The 20,453-nt window shown below is 68.5% G+C and carries 19 protein-coding genes, 1 pseudogene and 1 riboswitch; of the genes and pseudogenes, 11 read left to right on the top strand and 9 right to left on the bottom strand.

Annotated features, from left to right (window positions below):
• Window positions 1–148 precede the first annotated feature (148 nt).
• The 4 genes from SBI80_RS00665 to SBI80_RS00650 are packed head-to-tail and all read left to right on the top strand — an operon-like array spanning window position 149 to window position 2,049.
• Window positions 149–871 carry an MIP/aquaporin family protein gene (locus tag SBI80_RS00665; RefSeq protein ID WP_318972357.1) on the top strand — a complete coding sequence of 241 codons (723 nt, stop codon included), beginning with the start codon at window positions 149–151 and terminating at the stop codon, window positions 869–871.
• The gene (locus SBI80_RS00660) at window positions 868–1,014 is read left to right on the top strand and encodes a hypothetical protein (RefSeq protein ID WP_318972355.1); all 147 of its coding nucleotides are present in this window, start codon (window positions 868–870) and stop codon (window positions 1,012–1,014) included. The genes SBI80_RS00665 and SBI80_RS00660 overlap by 4 nt, the downstream gene beginning before the upstream one ends.
• Entirely contained in the window at window positions 999–1,595 is a 597-nt protein-coding gene (locus SBI80_RS00655; protein ID WP_318972354.1) for a cob(I)yrinic acid a,c-diamide adenosyltransferase, read from the top strand. Before SBI80_RS00660 ends, SBI80_RS00655 begins: the two co-directional genes overlap by 16 nt.
• A gap of 22 nt (window positions 1,596–1,617) precedes the next feature.
• Complete coding sequence (locus tag SBI80_RS00650; protein ID WP_318972352.1) at window positions 1,618–2,049, top strand: OsmC family peroxiredoxin; 432 nt, start codon at window positions 1,618–1,620, stop codon at window positions 2,047–2,049.
• A gap of 45 nt (window positions 2,050–2,094) precedes the next feature.
• On the opposite strand, the gene cobA is transcribed toward SBI80_RS00650, so the two are convergent.
• The 3 genes from cobA to SBI80_RS00635 form a co-directional block, all read right to left on the bottom strand.
• Complete coding sequence (gene cobA / locus SBI80_RS00645) at window positions 2,095–3,240, bottom strand: uroporphyrinogen-III C-methyltransferase (RefSeq protein WP_318972351.1); 1,146 nt, start codon at window positions 3,238–3,240, stop codon at window positions 2,095–2,097.
• A complete protein-coding gene (locus tag SBI80_RS00640; RefSeq protein ID WP_318972349.1) occupies window positions 3,209–3,877 on the bottom strand; it encodes a LuxR C-terminal-related transcriptional regulator in 669 nt (222 codons plus the stop codon). Before SBI80_RS00640 ends, cobA begins: the two co-directional genes overlap by 32 nt.
• Window positions 3,878–4,085: 208 nt before the next feature.
• The gene (locus SBI80_RS00635) at window positions 4,086–4,853 is read right to left on the bottom strand and encodes a (2Fe-2S)-binding protein (RefSeq protein ID WP_318972348.1); all 768 of its coding nucleotides are present in this window, start codon (window positions 4,851–4,853) and stop codon (window positions 4,086–4,088) included.
• 251 nt (window positions 4,854–5,104) lie between these two features.
• Here SBI80_RS00635 and SBI80_RS00630 point away from each other — a divergent pair, with 251 nt between their 5' ends.
• From SBI80_RS00630 to SBI80_RS00605, 6 genes are read left to right on the top strand one after another with little or no spacing between them, the layout of a single operon-like run.
• Window positions 5,105–5,533 (top strand): diol dehydratase small subunit, encoded by a 429-nt coding sequence (locus SBI80_RS00630; protein WP_318972346.1) that lies wholly within the window; start codon window positions 5,105–5,107, stop codon window positions 5,531–5,533.
• Between the two features lie 9 nt (window positions 5,534–5,542).
• A complete protein-coding gene (locus tag SBI80_RS00625; protein ID WP_318972345.1) occupies window positions 5,543–7,264 on the top strand; it encodes a propanediol/glycerol family dehydratase large subunit in 1,722 nt (573 codons plus the stop codon).
• Complete coding sequence (locus SBI80_RS00620; RefSeq protein ID WP_318972344.1) at window positions 7,261–7,854, top strand: propanediol/glycerol family dehydratase medium subunit; 594 nt, start codon at window positions 7,261–7,263, stop codon at window positions 7,852–7,854. Before SBI80_RS00625 ends, SBI80_RS00620 begins: the two co-directional genes overlap by 4 nt.
• Before the next feature lie 19 nt (window positions 7,855–7,873).
• Window positions 7,874–9,784 carry a diol dehydratase reactivase subunit alpha gene (locus tag SBI80_RS00615; RefSeq protein WP_318972342.1) on the top strand — a complete coding sequence of 637 codons (1,911 nt, stop codon included), beginning with the start codon at window positions 7,874–7,876 and terminating at the stop codon, window positions 9,782–9,784.
• Window positions 9,777–10,139: a glycerol dehydratase reactivase beta/small subunit family protein gene (locus tag SBI80_RS00610; protein WP_318972340.1), complete on the top strand. Its 363-nt coding sequence runs from the start codon at window positions 9,777–9,779 to the stop codon at window positions 10,137–10,139. The genes SBI80_RS00615 and SBI80_RS00610 overlap by 8 nt, the downstream gene beginning before the upstream one ends.
• Window positions 10,136–10,573: a hypothetical protein gene (locus SBI80_RS00605; protein WP_318972338.1), complete on the top strand. Its 438-nt coding sequence runs from the start codon at window positions 10,136–10,138 to the stop codon at window positions 10,571–10,573. The genes SBI80_RS00610 and SBI80_RS00605 overlap by 4 nt, the downstream gene beginning before the upstream one ends.
• A gap of 44 nt (window positions 10,574–10,617) precedes the next feature.
• Here the strand turns inward: SBI80_RS00605 and cobT are convergent, their stop codons facing one another.
• Window positions 10,618–11,694, bottom strand: a complete 1,077-nt coding sequence (gene cobT / locus SBI80_RS00600) for a nicotinate-nucleotide--dimethylbenzimidazole phosphoribosyltransferase (protein ID WP_318973624.1) — start codon at window positions 11,692–11,694, stop codon at window positions 10,618–10,620.
• A gap of 88 nt (window positions 11,695–11,782) precedes the next feature.
• A pseudogene (locus SBI80_RS00595) lies at window positions 11,783–11,938 on the bottom strand (nucleotide-binding protein); the annotation flags it as partial.
• A 470-nt stretch (window positions 11,939–12,408) separates the two neighbouring features.
• On the opposite strand from SBI80_RS00595, the gene SBI80_RS00590 reads away from it, so the two are divergent.
• Window positions 12,409–13,707: a helix-turn-helix domain-containing protein gene (locus tag SBI80_RS00590; RefSeq protein ID WP_318972336.1), complete on the top strand. Its 1,299-nt coding sequence runs from the start codon at window positions 12,409–12,411 to the stop codon at window positions 13,705–13,707.
• A 6-nt stretch (window positions 13,708–13,713) separates the two neighbouring features.
• On the opposite strand, the gene SBI80_RS00585 is transcribed toward SBI80_RS00590, so the two are convergent.
• From SBI80_RS00585 to cobN, 4 genes are read right to left on the bottom strand one after another with little or no spacing between them, the layout of a single operon-like run.
• Window positions 13,714–14,460, bottom strand: a complete 747-nt coding sequence (locus SBI80_RS00585; protein ID WP_318972334.1) for a cobalt-precorrin-6A reductase — start codon at window positions 14,458–14,460, stop codon at window positions 13,714–13,716.
• Window positions 14,457–15,932, bottom strand: coding sequence for a cobyric acid synthase (locus SBI80_RS00580; RefSeq protein WP_318972332.1), 1,476 nt, complete (start codon window positions 15,930–15,932; stop codon window positions 14,457–14,459). The genes SBI80_RS00585 and SBI80_RS00580 overlap by 4 nt, the downstream gene beginning before the upstream one ends.
• The gene (gene cobF / locus SBI80_RS00575) at window positions 15,932–16,696 is read right to left on the bottom strand and encodes a precorrin-6A synthase (deacetylating) (protein WP_318972330.1); all 765 of its coding nucleotides are present in this window, start codon (window positions 16,694–16,696) and stop codon (window positions 15,932–15,934) included. The genes SBI80_RS00580 and cobF overlap by 1 nt, the downstream gene beginning before the upstream one ends.
• A complete protein-coding gene (gene cobN, locus SBI80_RS00570; RefSeq protein WP_318972329.1) occupies window positions 16,689–20,303 on the bottom strand; it encodes a cobaltochelatase subunit CobN in 3,615 nt (1,204 codons plus the stop codon). Before cobN ends, cobF begins: the two co-directional genes overlap by 8 nt.
• A gap of 32 nt (window positions 20,304–20,335) precedes the next feature.
• Window positions 20,336–20,449: riboswitch (cobalamin riboswitch) on the bottom strand.
• Window positions 20,450–20,453: the final 4 nt, after the last annotated feature.

Raw genomic sequence — 20,453 nt, 5'->3', positions numbered from 1 at the left:
TCACCTCTGGATCAGTAATTGGGCGGGACCAGCCCAAAGGCCACCCCCTGGCACCGGGGGCGAAAACACTTAGCGGGCAAGGGCGGCGCATTCCGGTCGAATCGCGGCGGCCGTCGTCAGCAACGGCCCCCGAGAGAGGTTGTGGTCAGTGTCGAACATCGACATCTTCATCTGGGAGTTCTTGGGTACCGCGGTACTTTGCCTCCTGGGCAACGGCTCGGTGGCCGCTGTGGTGCTGAAGAACTCGTATTCCCATGGCGGGGGCGGTGACTGGCTGATCATCGTGCTCGGCTGGGGCTTCGGAGTCTTCGCCGGCGCCAGCATCGCCGCCCCGTCGGGTGGCCACATCAACCCAGCCGTGACCTTCGCCGTGGCGCTCTCCGGTGGAATTCCGTGGTCGACCGTGCCCGTCTACTGGGCGGCTCAGATACTCGGCGGATTCGTCGGCGCCTCCCTTTGTTGGGCGGCGTTCAAACTGCAATTCGACAACAACGGCGACAACTCCGGGACGCGCGGCATCTTCTGCACCAATCCGTCGATCCCCAACAAGCCGTGGAACATCGTCACCGAGGTCATCGCGACGTTCGTGTTGATCATCTTCATCTTGGTCAACCCGGCATCGAATCAAACGCTGAGCTTCGCGGCCGTCACCTTCGTCATCATCACCATTGGCTTCGCCCTTGGCGGACCGACGGGCTACGCGGTCAATCCGGCTCGGGATCTGGGTCCGAGACTCGCCTACGCCGTCCTTCCGATCCCCAACAAGGCCGGTCCCGACTGGGGTTACTCGTGGGTGCCGATCGTAGCGCCCCTCATTGGAGCCGCCATCGCGTCCGGTCTGGCGGCGATTCTGCCCGCGGTTCCCTCATGAGCATTCACACGCTGCTGGCCCTGGTCTTTCCCGTCATCCTTGGTCTCCGCGCCGGGGCGCGGTGGCTGGGCACGGTCGGGTTGAAGGCTGCCGGCGACGCTTGGCGCGGCGATCAGGAAGGCGAGACATGGCGGTTCATCTGACGCGGATCTACACCCGCACCGGCGATGCCGGGACGACGGCGCTTGGCGACATGTCGCGGGTCGCCAAATCCGACGCCCGCGTCGGAGCCTATGCGGACTGCGACGAGACCAACGCCGTGATCGGGATGGCGATCGCGTCCGGCGGCGTCGGTGAGCGCACCGCCGCGGTGCTCGGCGTCATTCAGAACGATCTGTTCGACGTCGGAGCCGACCTCTGCACGCCGATCGTCGCGACACCGAAGTACGAACCCCTTCGGGTCACCGAAGATCAAGTGACTCAACTGGAGTCGTGGTGTGACGACTTCAACGAGGACCTGCCCAAGCTGAGCAGCTTCATCCTGCCCGGTGGCACGGTGGCCGCCGCGCACCTGCACCATGCGCGCACCGTGGCGCGGCGGGCCGAACGCAGCGCATGGCTGCTGGCCGAGACCGCGCCGGTCAACGACTGCGCCCTGCGCTACCTCAATCGACTGTCGGACCTCCTGTTCATTCTGGCCCGCGTCGAAAACCCCAACGGAGACGTTCTCTGGCGCCCGGGTGGCGACCGCGGCGTCGCTGCAACCGACCGATCGACCGACTGAGACTGGCACGGAAAGGCCACCCATGAGCACACGTGTTTCCACCGTCGAATGGCACGGCTCCCTGGTGGGCGGCTCCGGTTCGATCGAGCTGACGTCCTCCGGGCAGGCCAGCTTCGGCTACTCCCTTGCGACCCGGGCGGCCGACGAGGCCTCGACCACCTCACCCGAGGAACTCCTCGCCGCGGCCTACGCCTCGTGTTATGCCATGCAGCTGTCGGCCCTTCTGAATCCCGGGCCGGATGACGAGCTCGATCTGCACGTCGAGGCGATCGTCACCCAGGGCGGGCCGGAGATCGACTTCGGGATATCCGGCATCGCTCTGATGGTGCGGGGACGCGGCATCGACATGTCGAACGAACGGTTCGTGGAACTGGCCCAAACGGCCTCGTCGGTGTGCCCCATCGGCCGCGCGCTGTCCAGCGTCGAGGTCGGCGTGGACGCCGCCCTGCAATAGCAGCGGCTACCTTGGGGGGTAGCGGCGCGGTGGGCCGTGGCTCCGTCAGCGAGCGTGCAGTTGCACCGTCCGCGGCGCGGCGGCACGGCCTGGCACGAATCCGGCCACCGCGCCGATCACGGTGGTGGCCGGGGGTCCGATGTGGGCGGCACGGGCGGCCGCGGCGATCGAGTCCAAGGTGCCCCGAACCTCCCGCTGGCTGGCCAAGCTTCCGTCGGCGACCACCGCGGCAGGGGTATCGGCGCTCATCCCGCCGTCCATCAAGGCGCGGGCGATGGCGTCCAGATTCGCGACCGCCATCATCAAGATGATCGTCGTATTCGCCTGCGCGAGAGCCGCATAGTTCACCGCCGACTCGGGATGCTCCGGCGGTACGTGCCCGGAGACCACCGTGAAACCCTGCGTCAGCCCGCGATGGGTGGCGGGAATCATAGCCGAGGCGGGCGCCGCGATCGCCGAGCTGACACCGGGGATCACGTCGACGACGATGCCGGCCTTGACACACTCGTCGACCTCCTCGCCGCCGCGGCCGAAGACGAATCCGTCACCGCCCTTGAGCCTGACGACGTCGTTGCCGGCCAACGCATGCCGAATCAGGTGCGAGTTGATCTCACCCTGCTCCATCCGGCGACCGCCGGGAATCTTCGAGGCATCGATTACCAGAGCCCGGGGTGCGAGTTCACCCAGAATCGACACCGGGGCGAGCCGGTCGGCGACGATGACGTCCGCGCGCGCGATTGCGTCGCGGCCAGCGACGGTGAGCAGGCCCGGATCACCGGGACCCCCGCCCACCAGGGTGACCCGTCCGACCCGGGCGCGGCCCTTCGGGAACGCGGACCGGGGTGTCTGGTCGAAGATGCAGAACACCCCGCCCTCGAGCGCGCAGGCGGCAATCGACGCGTCGAGGTCGAGATCATCGGTACACGCGAAGATCAGTGCGGCCGAGTCGATGTCGCTGCGCAGGAAGTCCCGGCGACGAATGGTGATCAGCCGACGCCCGGCGAGGTCGGACAGGTACGCCGTGGGAGCAGGTGCGATCACGGTCACGATCGCACCCGCCTGGATCAGCGATCCGGTCGTTGAGATGGCACGGCCCGACGAGCCCACGACGGTGACCGGCCGCCCGCTGACGGGCAATTCGACCGGGAGCGAACCGCGTTCAGCGGGCGCTCGTCGTGGATCGGAGACCACCGACACCCCCCTGGTTGCGTCCCTGTCGCTCGACACCGCGCCCCCGCAACGCGGCCGACACCAACGCCGCACGCTTGTGCACGCCGAACTTGTCCATGATGTTGTGCAGGTGGAATTTGACGGTCGCCTCCGAGATGAACAGCTCGGTGGCGATCGCTCGGTTGTCGAGGCCGTCGGTCAGCAGCGCCAACACCTCCTTTTCCCGCCGGGTGAGGATGCGCGCTGGGTCCAGTTCACGCTCGGTGTTCTGCGAGCGGAGTTCTGCGATCAAAGTATTGACGCTATGAGCATCGAGCGCGGTCTGACCCTCGACGACCCTCGCCACGGTGGCCAGCAGCTCCGACGACGGCGATCTGCGGTCCACCAACGCGTCGGCACCGGCCCGGATGAGCTCGAGGGCGTGGCCGGGCGACTCCTCGCGGTCGATGACGACGATCACCTTGGGGACGGGATCGAGCTCGGCCAACACAGCCGACAGGGGCAGACCCCGGTCGAGATCGACGACCAGGAGTTCGGGACGCATGTGCCGGAGCCGCTCTACCAGTCCGACTCCGTGGCGAACGTCGCCGACGAGCTGAACGCCGCCGGCTTGTCCCAGTACGTGCACCAGCCCGTGTAGCAAGAGTTCATCGCTCATCACGAAGGCGGTGCGAAGCCGAGGAGTGTCTACGAGATCTGCACGCACATCGGCGATTTGACGCGGTGCACCATTCTCGAACCCGCGTCGTGCCGGGCGAATCGGCGTGTAGTGCGGCTGTGACCAACCCATCATTGACTCCGTCCTGCCAAGAGGCGGGCGAATGTTAACGCGGGGTGCGTTGCAGTCACGTTGCAAGGAGACGAACTCAACGGGCGCGGGTCGGGAGTGACCCGTCGGACACCGTGAGGACGCAGTCCTGGCAGAGCCCCGCCCCCGGCGCTTGGTAGAACAGACAGCAGCTCCTCCGGACGAACCCGGCTCCGGTGAATTGGCCGGCCCCGCGCAGCGGTCCGACACCGAGGAGCGCCTGCACCAGTGCTCGGCCCAGCTTCTCCAGATCCGGCCGAGACATCGCCAACACCGTCACCGCACCGTTCGCGGCCGAGATCGTGTTGCCCCAGCTGACCCGACTGGACAGCGACATCGTCGATCTGAGGGTGTCGTTCAACGGACCGACGATGGTGCTCAGCAGCGATTCCGCGATCAAGCCTGCGGCGGCGGTGGAGGTCGGTGCCGGCGCACACTCGACCTCGGTGGTGTGCAACTGCGGAGTGTGTGCGCCGGTATCGCGCCACCTCACCGACTCGGGTGTGAACAGGGGAACGCGACCACCGCAGACAGCCGCTCCGAGCACCGGGGAAATCACTCGCGACACCACGTTCAGCTGAAACGACGACGCCGCCAACCGAATTGGAATGCGGTGCGGATCGCATCCCATCGACGCCGCGATCGCCGATCGGGTGCGATCGGTGAAGCCGGCCACCGCCGCCGGGTCGACGGTCAGCGCGGACAGGTGCGCACCCCGGTCCGTTCCCTGACCAGCCATGGCAAAGTAGCCGCCCAGCCTCGCGGTCTCCGCGAGGAGGGCAGTGGCGTCCGGGTTCGACGACGGCGAGGCTGCGAGTCCGGTCATGATGCCCCACGCTAGAGGCGTCGAGGGCACCCCAGGGCTGGATCGACGAACGCGCGGCGGGAACCATCCGAACCCCACCGAACGGCGAGGACGGCACCCGCGAACTTCGGCTCACCAGCCCGTTCCCTGCCACCGTCACTGCAACGTCACTGCAACGTGACGTCAGCCACAATGGCGACACGGGGCCGACCAGGTCACCGAATGCGGACGTTGGGTGCCACGTAGACACCCCTCACCTCTTGGAGCAGTGCATGACGCAACCGACCCTCGATCCCGCGGTGGATTACCCGCTGAGCGTTCACCGGAGGGATCTGCTCTTCACCCCCACCGGAAAGTCCATCGACGACATCACCATCGAGGCCGTGGTGTCGGGCGACGTTCAGGCCACGGATCTGCGCATCACTCCGGACACGCTGCGGCTGCAGGCGCAGGTCTCGGAGAAGGCCGGCCGGAAGCAGTTGGGCGCCAACCTGCGCCGGGCCGCGGAGATGACGGCCATCTCCGACAGCCGGGTGCTCGAGATCTACAACGCGCTGCGGCCGAATGCCTCCACGAAGGCCGAGCTCGAGGCCATCGCCGAGGAATTGCGGACCCAGTACGACGCGAACCTGCTCGCCGATCTGGTGCTCGAGGCCGCCGACGTCTACGAGCGACGCGACATTCTGGCAACGGGCGAATAGGAGCCAATCATGACCGCAGAAGCCATTCAGAACCCCAGTGCCGTCGACGGTGTCCGGCATTCCCTACGGACCCAGGTCTTGGAGGACCGCCCCGTCAACCTCGACGGCTTCGTCGAGGAGTGGCCCGAGGTCGGCATGGTCGCGATGGACAGCCCCTTCGACCCGCAGCCGAGCGTGCGGGTGGAGAACGGCGTCATCGTGGAGATGGACGGCGTCGAGCGCGCCGACTTCGACTTCATCGACCAGTTCATCGCCGACAAGGCCATCGACGCCGAAGTCGCCGAGCAGGCGATGGCGCTCTCCGCGCAGGAAATCGCTCGCATGCTGGTCGATCCGGCAGTGACCCGCCAAGAGGTCATCGCCGTCACCAGCGGCCTGACACCGGCGAAGTTGCTCGCGGTGGCCAAGAACCTCAACATCGTCGAGATCATGATGGGGATGCAGAAGATGCGCGCCCGTCGCACACCGGCGAACCAGGGCCACTGCACCAGCGCACGGGACAACCCGCTCCAGGTGGCCTGCGACGCCGCTGAGGCATCGATTCGCGGATTCTCGGAAGTGGAGACGACGCTGGGCGTGGTGCGCTACGCCCCGCTGGTGGCGATGGCCCAGCAGATCGGCAGCCAGGTCGGCACCGGCGGCCCGCTGACCCAGTGCGCGCTAGAGGAAGCCACCGAACTCGACCTCGGCATGCGAGGCATCACGGCTTACGCGGAGACCATCTCGGTGTACGGCACCGAGCCGGTCTTCGTCGACGGTGACGACACCCCGTGGTCGAAGGCGTTCCTGGCCGCGGCGTACGCATCGCGCGGCATCAAGATGCGTTTCACCTCGGGCACCGGCTCCGAGGTGCAGATGGGTAACGCGCAGGGTAAGTCGATGCTGTACTTGGAGATTCGCTGCATCCTGATCGCCAAGGGCGCCGGTGTGCAGGGTCTGCAGAACGGCTCGATCTCGTGCATCGGCGTACCGGGTGCGGTGCCTGCCGGCATTCGTGCGGTCGCTGCCGAGAACCTCATCGCCTCCTCGGTCGACCTCGAATGCGCCTCGGGCAACGATCAGTCCTTCTCGCACTCGGCGATGCGCAGGACGGCGCGGTTGATGCCGCAGATGATGCCGGGCACCGACTTCGTGTGCTCGGGTTACTCCACGATGCCCAACTACGACGACATGTTCGCGGGTTCGAACCTCGACAGCGACGATTACGACGACTTCAACACCATTCAGCGCGATCTCCAGATCGACGGCGGGCTTCGGCACGTGAAGGAGTCCGAGATCCTCGCGGTGCGCACCCGCGCAGCCCAAGCGCTGCAGGCGGTGTTCCGCTACCTGGACCTGCCCCCCATCACCGACGCCGAGATCGATACCGCCGTGTACGCCGACGGTTCCAAGGAGCTCATGCCTCGGGACGTGCTGGAGGACCTCAAGGGTGCCCAGCAGGTGATGGACCGCAACGTCACGGGTCTCGATCTGGTGAAGGCATTGGAGGCGACCGGTTTCTCCGATGTCGCCGAGAACCTGTTGGCCGTTCTGCGCCAGCGCGTTTCGGGTGATCTGCTGCAGACATCGGCGATCCTGACCAAGGATCTGCAACCGCTGTCGGCGGTCAACGACGCGAACGACTACGCCGGCCCAGGCACGGGGTATCGCCCATCCGGTGCGCGCTGGGAAGAGATGAAGAAGCTGCGCCACGTGACGAGCGCATCCAACCCCGAAGTAGAGGTGGAATGACCGTGTCGACCAACACCGGAGAAGGCCAGCGCGCGATCTCGTTCACCGAGGTCGGGCGGGCTGAGCGGGGCAAGCGTTCCGACGAGGTGGTGCTCGCCATATCGCCGGCGTTCGGCAGCCTGTTCTCGAAGACGATCGTCGACCTGCCACACGCCGAGGTGATCCGGCAGGTCCTCGCCGGCATCGAGGAGCAGGAAGTCACCGCCCGCATCATCCGCCTTCAGCACAGTGCCGACCTCGCGCTGATGGCGCATACGGCGGCCAAGCTGTCGGGCTCCGGCATCGGAATCGGCATCCTGGCCCGCGGCACGGCGATGATCCACCAGCGGGACCTGCCGCGATTGTCGAGCCTGGAGCTGTTCCCGCAGTCTCCGCTGTTGACTCTGGAGACGTTCCGGAGCATCGGTTCGAATGCCGCGCAGTACGCCAAAGGTGAGTCACCGGAACCGGTTCCGACGCTGAATGACCAGATGGCGCGCCCGCGTTGGCAGGCCAAGGCCGCGCTGTTGCACCTCAAGGAGACCGAGCTGGTTCGCAAGGGGGCACCGACGGTCGAGGTCGTGCCGGAGTTCTCCGCGGCATCGGTCTGACGAAAGGGAGTTGACGCGGGTGTTTCGAACGATCGTCGGGGTCGACATCGGCAACTCCACGACGGAGGCCAGTCTTGCCACCATCGGCCCCGACGGGTCGGTCGACTACGTCGGTGCGGCATTGACCCGCACGACGGGTATCAAGGGCACGGTCAAGAACGTCGACGGTGTCGCGAAGTCGGTGACGAGGGCGTTGGAGGCGGCCGGCCTGCAGTTGGCCGACCTCGACTTGATCCTGCTCAACGAGGCGACACCGGTGATCAGTGGCTTGGCGATGGAGACCATCACCGAGACCATCATCACCGAGTCGACCATGATCGGGCACGACCCGCGGACCCCCGGTGGACGGGGACTCGGAGTCGGCACCATCGTCGACTTCGAGTCGCTGGCCGACGCCGAGCCCGGCGAGCCGATCATCGTCCTGGTCGCCAAGGGCGTCGACTTCGACGTCACCGCCCGCACGATCAATGCGGCCGTCGACCGCGGCGTCGAGGTCACCGGCGCGATCCTTGGCAACGACGACGCCGTGTTGGTCGCCAACCGCTTGGCGACCCGCATCCCGATCATCGACGAGGTCTCGCGGGTCGACCTGGTACCCAAGGGAATGATGGCAGCCGTCGAGGTCGCCGGCCCCGGCCAATCCATCAGGACGCTGTCGAACGCCTACGGCCTGGCCACCATTTTCGGCCTCGATCCAGCGCAGACCAAGGTGGTTTCGCCCGTTGCGCGGGCGTTGACCGGCAACCGCTCGGCCGTCGTCGTACGCACGCCATCGGGTGACGTCGAGGATCGGACGATCCCCGCGGGATCGCTGGACTTGGTTGGGGTGCAGAAGAAGGCCACGGTCGACGTGTCGCGCGGGGCCGCAGACATCATGGCCGAGGTGCAGCGGGTCAGCCCGCTGCTCGACGTCATGGGCGAAGCGGGCACCAACACCGGTGGGATGATCGCCAACGTTCGCCAGAGCATGGCCGACCTGTCCAACCACGCCCTGGCCGACGTGCGAATCCAAGATCTGCTGGCGATCGATACCGCTGTCCCGCAAGAAGTTCGAGGCGGGGTCGCCGGTGAGGTCGCACTGGAGAATGCCGTCGCACTGGCAGCCATGGTCCGCACCAAGGAAAGCGGCATGAAGGCCGTCGCCGAGGCGGTCACCGCTCACCTGCGCAAGGCAGGCGCGACGAACGTCGACGTCGTCGTGGGTGGTGTCGAGGCGGAGATGGCGGTCCTGGGTGCGCTCACCACGCCGGGCACCGACAAGCCGCTGGTGGTCCTCGACCTCGGCGGCGGGTCCACCGATGCCGCGGTGATCGAGACCAACGGTCACACCGACGCCACCCATTTGGCCGGCGCCGGGGACCTGGTCACCAAGCTGATCGACGCCGAGCTGGGCCTGGACAACCTCGAGCTCGCCGAGGAGATCAAGCGTTGCCCACTGGGGAAGGCGGAGAGCTTCTTTCACGTGCGGCTCGAGAACGGTACCGTCCAGTTCTTCGAGACGCCGCTCCCGCCAACGGCATTCGCGCGCGTGGTAGCCCTTGGCGAGACCGGGATGAATCCCATCCCGACCCGGCATTCGATGGAGCGGATCCGCACGGTGCGCAGGACCGCCAAGGAGCGGGTGTTCGTGGTGAACGCCCTGCGGGCACTGCGCAGCATCGCCCCCGCGGGTGATCTGCGACAGATCGGCTTCGTGGTCCTGCTCGGCGGTTGCGCACTGGACTTCGAGATTCCCGAGCAGATCGCCGATGCGGTGGCCGGTTACGGAATCGTCTGTGGGACGGGCAACGTGCGCGGAACCGAGGGACCGCGAAACGCCGTGGCCTCCGGCCTGGTGGCGTCCTACGCGAATTCGCTCGCCAAGGCGCGGGCCGCGAACGGTCAGCACGCCACGGTAGCGGTAGAGGCAAAGGCGTCCGCCCGTGCTTGAAGGCGGTCAGGCCGAGAAGCCGGTGATCCTGGTACTCAGCGATGCAGACGGGCAGGTCGAGAACGAAGTCCTAGCCGGCATCGAGGAGGAGGGTGTACCCGCGCGTGTCGAACGTCCCCGCAGTGGCGGTATTGCCACCGATCTCGCCCGCGACGCGGCGGCCCGCTCGTCGCTGAGCGTCGGGGTCGGGATCGATGCCGACGGCCGGGTCTGCGTGCATCATGACAAGCTGCCGACGTCACCGCCCGGTCTCTTCTCCACCGGCCGCGCCGATCCGGTCACGGCCCGGGTACTGGGGCACAACGCCGCTCGCATCGTCGTCGGCATTCCGCTTCGCACCGCACGGCTCTCATGAGCCTTCACGAGGCATCCGCGGCCGAGATTCGGCTCGAGACCGCACGGGTGTTGCACGATCTCAACGAATCCACCAAGGCGCAACAGGCCTTCCTCAACAGCTGCTCCGACGCCACGTGGGTCAGCGAGGACGAGCGGCGGGCGATCCGGTGGCTACTGTCGGCGCTGATCGAGCATCGGCGACGGGTGCGTGTCACGGCCAGACTCTGGCGGACACTGAGCTCGACGGAACCGGTGCCCAGCGAACTCGTCACCGAGACCGCCGAGCTACTGGACGAGAGTCGCTACTTCGAGCCCTTCATCGCTCAGTGGCGCGCGGTCGTCGTCGGACGAACTCGAGTCGAGCGGACGAACTTCTGGCGCAGCATGATCGAGCTTGCTCAACTGAACCTCGACGATCGCATGACCGTCGAGCCCCAAGCGCCGACGGGATGACGAGCACCGAGGTCCGCCTCGGGTTGGGTCTCCACGGCGGCTGGTCAGCACGGCGCGGCCGAGCGGTCCTCGGATTCGGACCGGTCGGACACCGCCGCCTCGCCGAACGTCGCCATCGATCCCAGGGTGGCCACTGCAGCCCGCACCAAGGACAGCGCCAGCACGGCGCCGGACCCCTCACCGAGCCTCATCCGCATGTCGACGATGGGCTCGAGTCCCAGCTGCGCGAGCGCGGTCGCATGAGCGGGTTCGGTGGACCGGTGGCCCGCCTGCCACCACCGGCTGGCCCCCGGCGCCAACGCCTCGGCCACCAGCGCGGCGGCGGTGACCACGACTCCGTCGAGCAACACCGGGGTACGCCTGACGGCGGCCTGGGCGCAGAACCCCGCCATGGCGGCCAGGTCGGCTCCCCCGCAGATGCGCAGCAGCGCGAGTGGATCACCCTCCCGGCCACGGGTGCGGTACAGCGCATCGCGTACCGCAGCCGTCTTACGGGACCAGCCGGCGTCGTCGACGCCCGTGCCCCGGCCCACCAGACCGACCGGCTCCTGACCGGTGAGTGCGGCGATCAGGACCGCGGACGGTGTCGTGTTGCCGATGCCCATGTCCCCGGCGACGAGCAGGTCTGCCCCCGCGTCGATCTCCTCATCGGCGATGCGAACGCCCGCGGTCACCGCCGCCACGGTCTCGTCGGCACTCATGGCGTCCTCGATGGCGATGTTGCCGCTGCTGCGCCGAACCTTGTGCGCACCAATCCGTTCCGACAGGGGACGGTCGCAGTCGACTGAGATGTCCACGACGCGCACCGTGGCGCCCGCGCTACCCGCGAGCACATTGATGGCCGCGCCGCCCGAGTCGATGTTGGCCACCATCTGTGCGGTGACCTCCGATGGGTATGCCGACACACCGGCCCTCGCGACCCCGTGGTCCCCGGCGAACACCACGACCCGCGCACGGTTGAACTGCCGCGGCGGGCAGACCCCTTGGCAGGCCGCCACCCATACCGATAGGTCCTCGAGCCGGCCGAGAGCGCCCTGCGGCTTGGTCAGGACGTCCTGGCGCGCCCACGCGGCGGCCTCGGTGGCGGCATCCGGCGCCGATACGGTGGCGAAGTCCATCAGATCTCCAATCTCGTTGGGGAAAGTTTCATCGAGAAACCTTGGCGGTCGCCGTGACGGCGCTGGCAACGAAGCGTCGGATCGATCCCGCTTGACCTGGCCGGCCGGCGGCCAACGCGCGATAACCGGGGTCGATGAGGTCGGGCCCGACCTTGAACGGTGCCGCGCGGTGACCAGCCCTGCGCAACGCACCGATCAATCCGGTTGCCACGGTGGTCTTTCCGCTGCCCGACGAGGGTACGGCCATGACGACCGGCGGAGTGGTGATCACCGTGCGGTGCCGCCGCCGATACCACCTTCCCGGCGCGACCGACTCAGCCCGCCGACGTCGAAGGTCGCGGCGTGGATCCCGGAGTTGAACGCGCGCAACGACATCGCCGACAGTGGGCGTCGTGGATCGACCCAACGACGTTGATGCGCTTGGCACATTTGCTGACTGACGCACCGGCCATTCGTCGGATGCGTGTTCACAGCGGCACGGCCGTTCTGGTCTTTCACCAGATTCACGAACGCCAAGCTCTCCTCGATGATAGGACATCGTCACGGCCCCGTGGGGCGGATCCAACAATCGCGGTGCCGCTCATATGAGCGGCACTCTAGGCGTTTGTGAGGGGATCTCCCCTCCACTCGGCCAGGTGCACTACCCTGCAATCAGGGGGCGGTGTGGCCTGAGACACGAGCGCCGCCGTGATAGTCGTCATAGGAGCGTGATCCCCGGTGGGCTCGTCGAAGGCGCTTGACAGCCGCAGGTCCTGGCAGCAGGCGAGCGGGCTGCGTGCGGTGCACGAGCTCTTCGTGGCGGGGCAGGTCGATTCGTCGTATCTCGATTCCACGCCGATCCGGCCGGTGGTGGCCGAGAGCTGGCGTCGCAGCCTCGCCAAGGGAGTCAACCCCGACACCGACGGCGCATCGTCGTCGGAGATGACGCTGCGCCTGGCCCGACTGCGTGACACGCATCCACTGGCGGTCGCGCTTCCGGTGATCCGGCGCCTCCTGGTGGAGGACGCGGCGGATACCGGTGTGGTCGTCGCGGTGAGCGCCGCGGACGGCACCCTGCTCTGGGTGGAGGGCGACACCAAGGCGGTACGCAAGGCCGAGTCGATGAACTTCGTGCCCGGCGCCGACTGGAGTGAACGTCGCATCGGAACCAATGCGCCGGGTACGGCACTTGCCCTCGACCGCGAGGTCCAGATTCGCCGCTCGGAGCACTTCTCCCGGGTAGCCCAAACATGGAGCTGCACCGCAGCGCCGGTCCACGATCCCAGCACCGGAGACTTGTTGGGAGCGATCGATCTGACCGGCGGCGCCCAGGTCGCCTCCACCCAAGCGCTGGCGCTGGTGCGGGCCACGGCGGTCGCAGTGGAGAACCATCTCGCGTTGCTGCGACTGTCCAAACCCGCGACGCGCGCAGCGGAGCCGGCGGGCGCCCGACTTCGAGTACTCGGAGCGGACCGGCCCCAGTGGACGTTCGTCGACGAGCAGGGCCAGCGACGCACCATCTCGCTGTCGCCCCGGCACGCCGACATCCTGGTGCTGCTCAGCCAGCACTCCGAAGGCCTCAGCGCCGACCACCTCGCCATGATGCTGGACGACAAGGACCTCGACGTGGTCACGGTGCGGGCCGAGATGTCGCGGCTGCGGCGGGCCATCCAGCCGGTCGAAGTGGGTTCGCGACCCTATCGCCTGTTGCAGACCGTCGCCAGCGACGTCAGCGAGGTGTTCGACGCGTTGCGGACGGGACGGGTCGATGCGGCCATGGACCACTACACCGGTGCGCTGCTACCGCAGTCGATGTCCCCCGCCGTGGCGCGGTTGCGCACCGAACTCGGCACCAGCCTGCGCGCGGCCGTGATCGCCACGGGAGACCTGACGTTGCTGCGCCGCTGGCTGGACCTACCCGAGGGGCGCGACGACCGCGATGGCTGGCGACTGCTCCACGACGGGTCGGGCCCCAGGTCCGTCGGTCAGGCCCAGGCGCGCGGCCACCTTGCCGGGCTCGACCTGGACTTGGGCTGAGGCCCGCTAGCCGATCGCCCGAACCCAGGCCACTGCGTCGTCCACGGTGGCCACGACGGGAACATCGCCCGTCATGCGCGGCCGACGAACGATCACGACCGGCACCCCAAGTCGTTCGGCGGCAAGCATCTTCGGCCAGGTGTACTCGCCGCCGGAGTCCTTGGTGACCAACACGTCGGTGCCGTGGTCGCGCAGCACCCCCAGTTCGCCAGGAAACACGTAGGGGCCGCGGTCGTAGATCACCCGCCAGCGCGCGGGCAACTCCACCTCGGGCTGGTCCACCACCCGCGCCAGCACCGCCCGGTCGGCGAGCGCCGGGATGAACCGTGCGAGCTGCTGGCGTCCGGTGGTCAGCAGCGGCCGCTCACCGAGTTGGGCCGCGACGGTGGCCGCCTCGTCGTGGGTGTCGACCCAGTGCCACGATGCCTGCGCGCGATCCGCCCAGCCGGGCCGCTCGAACCGCAACAGCGGTCTCGGCGTCGGCTCCGTGGTACAGGCTTGCACTGCGGTTGCCGACATCGTCGCGGCGAACGGATGGGTGGCGTCGACTACGGCGTCGTACTCGGCGAGCGCGGACCGCAACCCGGCCACCCCGCCGAAGCCGCCGATGCGGACCGGCCCCTCTGGCATCCGGGGCCTGGCGACCCGGCCCGCCAGCGAGCTCGTCACGTCGATCCCGTCGGCAAGTAACCGGGCGGCCAGTGCCCGCGCCTCCGACGTGCCCCCGAGCAGCAGGATGCGCGGCGACGTCACGGTGCCCCCGGCGCCAAGAACGGCAGCTGCTCGTAACTGCCGCGAACGGCCAAGTCCAACAACGCATCCACGTCGAGATATGCCTCGACGAGCTCACCGAGCAAGTCGAGGCGACGCTCGCGGGCGGCGGGAAAGCTGACGCCGGAGGGCTGCAGCTCGATGGTCTCGCGCAGGAACGCCGCCCGCAGGGCATCCCCCTCCAGCGAGCCGTGCCACATGGTCCCGAAGACCGCACCCGCCCGGGCGCCGCCGAGGAATTCTTGCGCCCCTGGCCCCCGGGTGATGCGACCGTGGTGGATCTCGTAGCCCGTCGCGGGCGCTGCGAGTCCCTCACCTCGAGGCAGCCGCAGCACCTTCGACGGCGCAAAGGTGGTCGCGACGTCGAGCAACCCGAGGCCCGTCACCTCGGCGACCCCACCCTCCACACCGTCGGGATCGCGAATCACGTTGCCCAGCATCTGAAATCCACCGCAGATCCCCAGCACCGGCTTGCCGGCAGCCGCGTGGGCGAGCAGCGCCCGGTCCAGGCCGCGCGACCGCAGCCACCCCAGGTCGGCGATCGTGGCCCTGGTGCCGGGCAACACCACCAGGTCGGCATCGGCCAGCGCACGCGGGTCGGACACGAAGACGACGTCGACGTCCGGTTCCAGACCGAGCGCGTCGACGTCGGTGAAGTTGCTGATGCGCGGCAGCCGGATCACGGCCACGCGGCGCGCCGCGGTGTCCGTCGAGCGGCGGCCCTGCAGGTCCAGGGCGTCCTCGGAGTCCAGCCACACGTCGGGGTGCCAGGGCAGGGTGCCGTACACCCGCCGGCCGGTCAGGCGCTCCAGGTCGCGCAGCCCTGGCGCCAGCAGATCCGGATCACCACGAAACTTGTTGACCACGAATCCCGTCAGCAGAGCCTGGTCCTCCGGCGACAACAGGGCGACGGTGCCGAGGAATGCCGCGAACACCCCACCGCGATCGATGTCGCCGACCACGACGGTCGGCAGGCCGGCGTGGCGAGCGAGCCCCATGTTGACGTAATCGCCTGCCCGCAGGTTGATCTCGGCCGGACTCCCAGCTCCCTCGGCGATCACCACGTCGAAGCGGGCCGCCAGGTCGTCGAACGCCGCGTGCGCCGCGGAGGCCAGCGCCCGTCGCCCGTCCAACCAGTCCGACGACGACACCTCACCCCACGGCCGGCCCATCAGCACGACGTGGCTGCGCTGGTCACTGCCGGGCTTGAGCAGCACCGGGTTCATCGCGACCTCTGGCACCACTCGGGCCGCCAGGGCCTGAACCCATTGCGCGCGGCCGATTTCGGCGCCATCCCCATCGGGACCCGCACACACCATCGAGTTGTTCGACATGTTCTGCGCCTTGTACGGCGCGACCTTCACACCGCGCCGCGACAGCGCCCGGCACAGCCCGGTCGTGACCACGCTCTTGCCCGCGTCGCTGGTGGTTCCCGCGACGAGCAGCCCCGGCATCAGCCGTGCCTGACCAGGAACAGATCCATCACCCAGCCCGCCTCGGCCTTGGCCTGTCCCCGCGCTTCGACGATGGCGGGCAATGCATCGGCGAGCCGACCCGTCACCAGCCGTTCGCCGGTCGCCCCGAGGTTGGCACCCCACCACACCGTCCAGTCGTCGAGACCGGTGAGATCCAGCCGGTCCGGCGGCGGGTTGAGCATGGCGACGATGTTGTCCTGTCCGGCGGCAACGGCCTCCTGCAGCCGGCGCCCCGTCGTGACGTGTACCGACCTGCCGACCTCGTGCAGCACGATGCGATGCCTGGCGGCGAGCAGCTGCGGTGCGCTGACGCCGGGCAGGACGTCGAACTCCACCGCCAACCCGAGCGCACGCACCTTCTCGACGACCCGGATCGTGGAGTCGTAGAGCGACGGGTCGCCCCAGACCAAGAACGCCGCGATCCCACCGCGTTCGCGCAGCACGTCGGCATAACAGGACGCGCGGGCGTCGTGCCAATCGGCAACCGCACCTTCGTATTTGGCATCGGTCAACCCCGTCGAGCGATCGCGGACGGGGTCGGGCACGACCACGATCTCGGCGGGGCCGTGGGCACCGGGGTAGGTCTCGACGATCTCGCGGCGCAGGGCCAGCAGTCCGTCGTCGTCACCCTTGGCCGCCGCGAGCACGTAGTCGACCGACCGCAGCGCGTCGGCGACCTCGTGGGTCACCTGGCGCGGCCCCATGCCGACGCCGAGGATCCGCACCCGCACGGGCTCAGGCACCGGTGGCCGCTCCAGGATCCTCCAGGTCGCCCTCGACCTCGAGGTAGGCCTGTTGCAGGGCGGCCAATGTCTCGGCGGAGGGGTCCGCCCACAGGCCACGGTCGGCGGCCTCCTGCAGGCGCTCGACGATGCCGTGCAGCGCCCAGGGATTGGAGGTATCGAGGAACTCCCGCGTGGTGGGATCCAGGACGTACTCCTGGGCCAGCTTCTCGTACATCCAGTCGTGCACGACGCCGGCGGTGGCATCGAACCCGAACAGGTAGTCCACCGTCGCGGCGAGCTCGAAGGCTCCCTTGTAACCGTGCCTGCGCATCGCGGCGATCCAGCGCGGGTTGACCACGCGGGACCGGAAGACGCGGGCGGTCTCCTCCGAGAGCGTCCTGGTCCGCACGGCGTCCGGGGTCGTCGAATCCCCCACGTAGGCCTTGGGATCCGAGCCGGTCAACGCCCGCACGGTGGCGATCATGCCGCCGTGGTACTGGAAGTAGTCGTCGCTGTCTGCGATGTCGTGCTCACGGGTGTCGATGTTCTTGGCCGCCACCTTGATTCGACGATAGTTCGTGCGCATGTCGTCGGCGGCGGGCGCACCGTCCAGGCCGCGCCCATAGGCGAACCCACCCCATGCGGTGTAGACCTCGGCGAGGTCCTTGTCGTCGCGCCAGGTGCCCGCCTCCACCACCTGCAGGATGCCCGCGCCGTAGGAGCCCGGCTTGGAGCCGAAGATTCGTGTGGTGGACCGGCGTTGGTCACCGTGCTCGGCCATGTCGGCGCGAGCGTGGGCGGCCACGAAGTTCTGGTCGTCGGGCTCGTCCAGTTCGGCGACCATCCGGACGGCGTCGTCGAGCATCGCAACCACGTGCGGGAAGGCGTCGCGGAAGAAACCCGAGATGCGCACCGTCACGTCGATGCGCGGCCTGCCGAGTTCCTCCGGTGCGACGATCGCCAGGCGGCTGACCCGCCGGGACGCCTCGTCCCACTCCGGGCGCACGCCGAGGAGGGCGAACACCTCGGCGATGTCGTCGCCCGAGGTGCGCATCGCGCTGGTCCCCCACACCGACAGGCCGACCGACTCCGGGTAGGTGCCGGTGTCGTCGAGGTAGCGCTGGATCAGCGAGTCCGCCATGGCCTGGCCGGTCTGCCAGGCCAGCCGCGACGGCACCGCGCGGGGGTCGACGGTGTAGAAGTTGCGCCCGGTCGGCAGCACGTTCACCAGGCCGCGCAGCGGCGAGCCCGACGGCCCTGGTCGGATGAAACCGCCTGCCAGCGCGTGCAATACGGCCTCGATCTCACCCGCGGTGCCCGCCAGGCGCGGCACCACCTCCGTGGCGGCGAAGCGCAGCACCTTCTGCACCTCGGGATCGTCGTGCAGTGAACCGGCGACCTCGGCCGCCCAGCCCGCGGCCTCCATGGCTTCGACGAGTTCGCGTGCCCGCGTTTCGATCTCGTCGACCGCGCGCGTCTCGGCATCCTCCTTCAAGCCGAGTGCGGCCCGCAGTCCGGGCACGGCGTGATCCTGACCGCCCCACACCTGCCTGGCGCGCAGGATCGCCAGCACCAGGTTGACCCGCGCCTCACCCTGCGGTGCGCCGCCGAGGACGTGCAGCCCATCGCGGATCTGGGCGTCCTTGATCTCGCATAGCCAGCCGTCGACGTGCAGCAGGAAGTCGTCGAACTCCTCGTCGTCCGGCCGGTCGTCGAGGCCGAGGTCGCGATGCATCTCGGCCGCACGCATCAAGTTCCAGATCTCACCGCGGATTGCCGGCAGCTTGGCCGGATCCATCGACGCGATGTTGCCGTATTCGTCGAGCAGCTGTTCAAGACGCGCGATGTCGCCATAGGTCTCCGCCCGCGCCATCGGCGGGATGAGGTGGTCGACGATGGTGGCGTGCGCACGCCGCTTGGCCTGGGCACCCTCACCGGGATCGTTGACGAGGAACGGGTAGATCAACGGCAGGTCACCGATCGTCGCGTCGGTGGCGCACTCCGCCGACAGCGCGGCGTTCTTGCCGGGCAGCCACTCCATCGAACCGTGCTTGCCGAGGTGCACCACGGCGTGCGCGCCGAAACCTCGTTCCAGCCAACGATATGCGGCCAGGTAGTGGTGGCTGGGCGCCAGGTCGGGATCGTGGTAGATCGCTACGGGATTCTCGCCGAAGCCACGGGGCGGCTGGATCATCAGCACGACGTTGCCTGCGCGCAGGGCGGCCAGGACGATCTCGTCGTCGTCGTTGACGAACAGCTTGCCGGGGGCCGGGCCCCACGCCTCGGTCATCGCGTCGCGCAGGCTGGCTGGCAGGTGCGCCGTCCACTGCGCGTACTGCGCGGCGGTCACCTTGACGTGGGCGTCGGTGAGCTGCCCGGCCGTCAGCCAGTCCTGATCTTGGCCGCCGGCGGCGATCAGCGTGTGGATCAGCCGGTCGCCGGCCTCGGTCTCGTCGGCGATGTCCAGCACGCCGAACCCGTCGCCGACGTCGTAACCCTGCTCGGCCAGCCGGTGCAGCAGCCGCACCGTCGAGGCCGGGGTGTCCAGCCCGACGGCATTGCCCACGCGGGAGTGCTTGGTCGGATACGCCGAAAGGACCAGCGCGAGCTTCTTCTCCGCGTTCGGCACTCGCCGCAGCCGAGCGTGGTTGACTGCGATGCCGGCGACGCGCGCGCAGCGTTCCGGGTCGGCGACGTAGTGCGGCAGACCGTCCTCGTCGATCTCCTTGAACGAGAACGGGGCGGTGATGATGCGCCCGTCGAATTCGGGGATGGCGATCTGGTTCGCCGAATCCAGCGGGGTGACGCCGTCGTCGCTGGCTTGCCAATCCTCGCGCGAGGACGTCAGGCACAGCCCCTGCAGCGTCGGAATGTCCAACGCCGCAAGACGTTCGATGTCCCAGGCGCCGTCGTCACCGCCAGCGGCCGCACCGGCCGGCCTCGAGCCGCCGGCGGCCAGGACGCTGACCACCAATGCATCCAGCGCACCCATCGCGTCGAATAGCTCCTGCGGCGCACTGCGCAGGGAGGACGCGAAGATCGGCACCCCCACGGCGTCACCGGTTGCGTTCACGGCGTCGACGAGGGCGTGCGCGAAACCGGCGTTGCCGCTGATCTCGTGCGCGCGGTAGTAGAGAACGCCGACTCGGAGCTTGTCCGGATCAGCCGCGCCGGCGCGCTTGCCATAGCCCCACTCCGGGATGACCACGGGCTCCTCGAAACCGTGCCCGGTGAGCAGCACCGTGTCGCACAGGAACGCGTGCATCTGGCCGAGGTTGGCCGGGCCGCCCTCGGCGAGATAGGCGTGCGCTTGAGCGGCGACGCCGATCGGGACGTTGGAGCACTCCATCAACTCGGCACTGGGCTGACGCTCGCCGCCGAGCACCACCAGGGGCAGACCACTGGCGCGCAGGATCGCCAACTCCGACTCGATTTCGGCGGAGGAGCCGAGCACGCGCAAGACGACCAGCTGCGCGTCGCGGATCAGTGGCTCGAGTTCCTGACGCACCGGGTTGCCCAGCGTGAACGGCGCGCCACTGGCGCGGGCCGAGAGCAGGTCGGTGTCCGACGTGGACAGCAGGGCGATGCGGGGAACGGGCGGGGAATCGGGCTTCGGATCGGACATGGTCGTGGCTCCTACTCGGGGTTCTCGCCCCTCGTCGTCGGAGTCCCGTGGCCAGTATCTGGCTGTGGTCGCCGGTGCGACCTTCACAGTGGCGGAACCGCCCCGGGTTCGCACCGGGTTCCTTCGCCACGAGACGTGCCTCGTCAGCGT

This window comes from Mycolicibacterium sichuanense, assembly GCF_033741125.1.
Taxonomy (GTDB): Bacteria; Actinomycetota; Actinomycetes; order Mycobacteriales; family Mycobacteriaceae; genus Mycobacterium.
This window is presented reverse-complemented; position numbering and strand designations above follow the sequence as displayed.

Coding starts and splice junctions, on each gene's coding strand:
- SBI80_RS00660 (WP_318972355.1), top strand. CDS start 868: ATGAGCATTCACACGCTGCTGGCCCTGGTCTTTCCCGTCATCCTTGGT.
- SBI80_RS00655 (WP_318972354.1), top strand. CDS start 999: ATGGCGGTTCATCTGACGCGGATCTACACCCGCACCGGCGATGCCGGG.
- SBI80_RS00650 (WP_318972352.1), top strand. CDS start 1,618: ATGAGCACACGTGTTTCCACCGTCGAATGGCACGGCTCCCTGGTGGGC.
- SBI80_RS00640 (WP_318972349.1), bottom strand. CDS start 3,877: ATGAGCGATGAACTCTTGCTACACGGGCTGGTGCACGTACTGGGACAA.
- SBI80_RS00635 (WP_318972348.1), bottom strand. CDS start 4,853: ATGACCGGACTCGCAGCCTCGCCGTCGTCGAACCCGGACGCCACTGCC.
- SBI80_RS00630 (WP_318972346.1), top strand. CDS start 5,105: ATGACGCAACCGACCCTCGATCCCGCGGTGGATTACCCGCTGAGCGTT.
- SBI80_RS00625 (WP_318972345.1), top strand. CDS start 5,543: ATGACCGCAGAAGCCATTCAGAACCCCAGTGCCGTCGACGGTGTCCGG.
- SBI80_RS00620 (WP_318972344.1), top strand. CDS start 7,261: ATGACCGTGTCGACCAACACCGGAGAAGGCCAGCGCGCGATCTCGTTC.
- SBI80_RS00605 (WP_318972338.1), top strand. CDS start 10,136: ATGAGCCTTCACGAGGCATCCGCGGCCGAGATTCGGCTCGAGACCGCA.
- SBI80_RS00580 (WP_318972332.1), bottom strand. CDS start 15,932: ATGCCGGGGCTGCTCGTCGCGGGAACCACCAGCGACGCGGGCAAGAGC.
- cobN (WP_318972329.1), bottom strand. CDS start 20,303: ATGTCCGATCCGAAGCCCGATTCCCCGCCCGTTCCCCGCATCGCCCTG.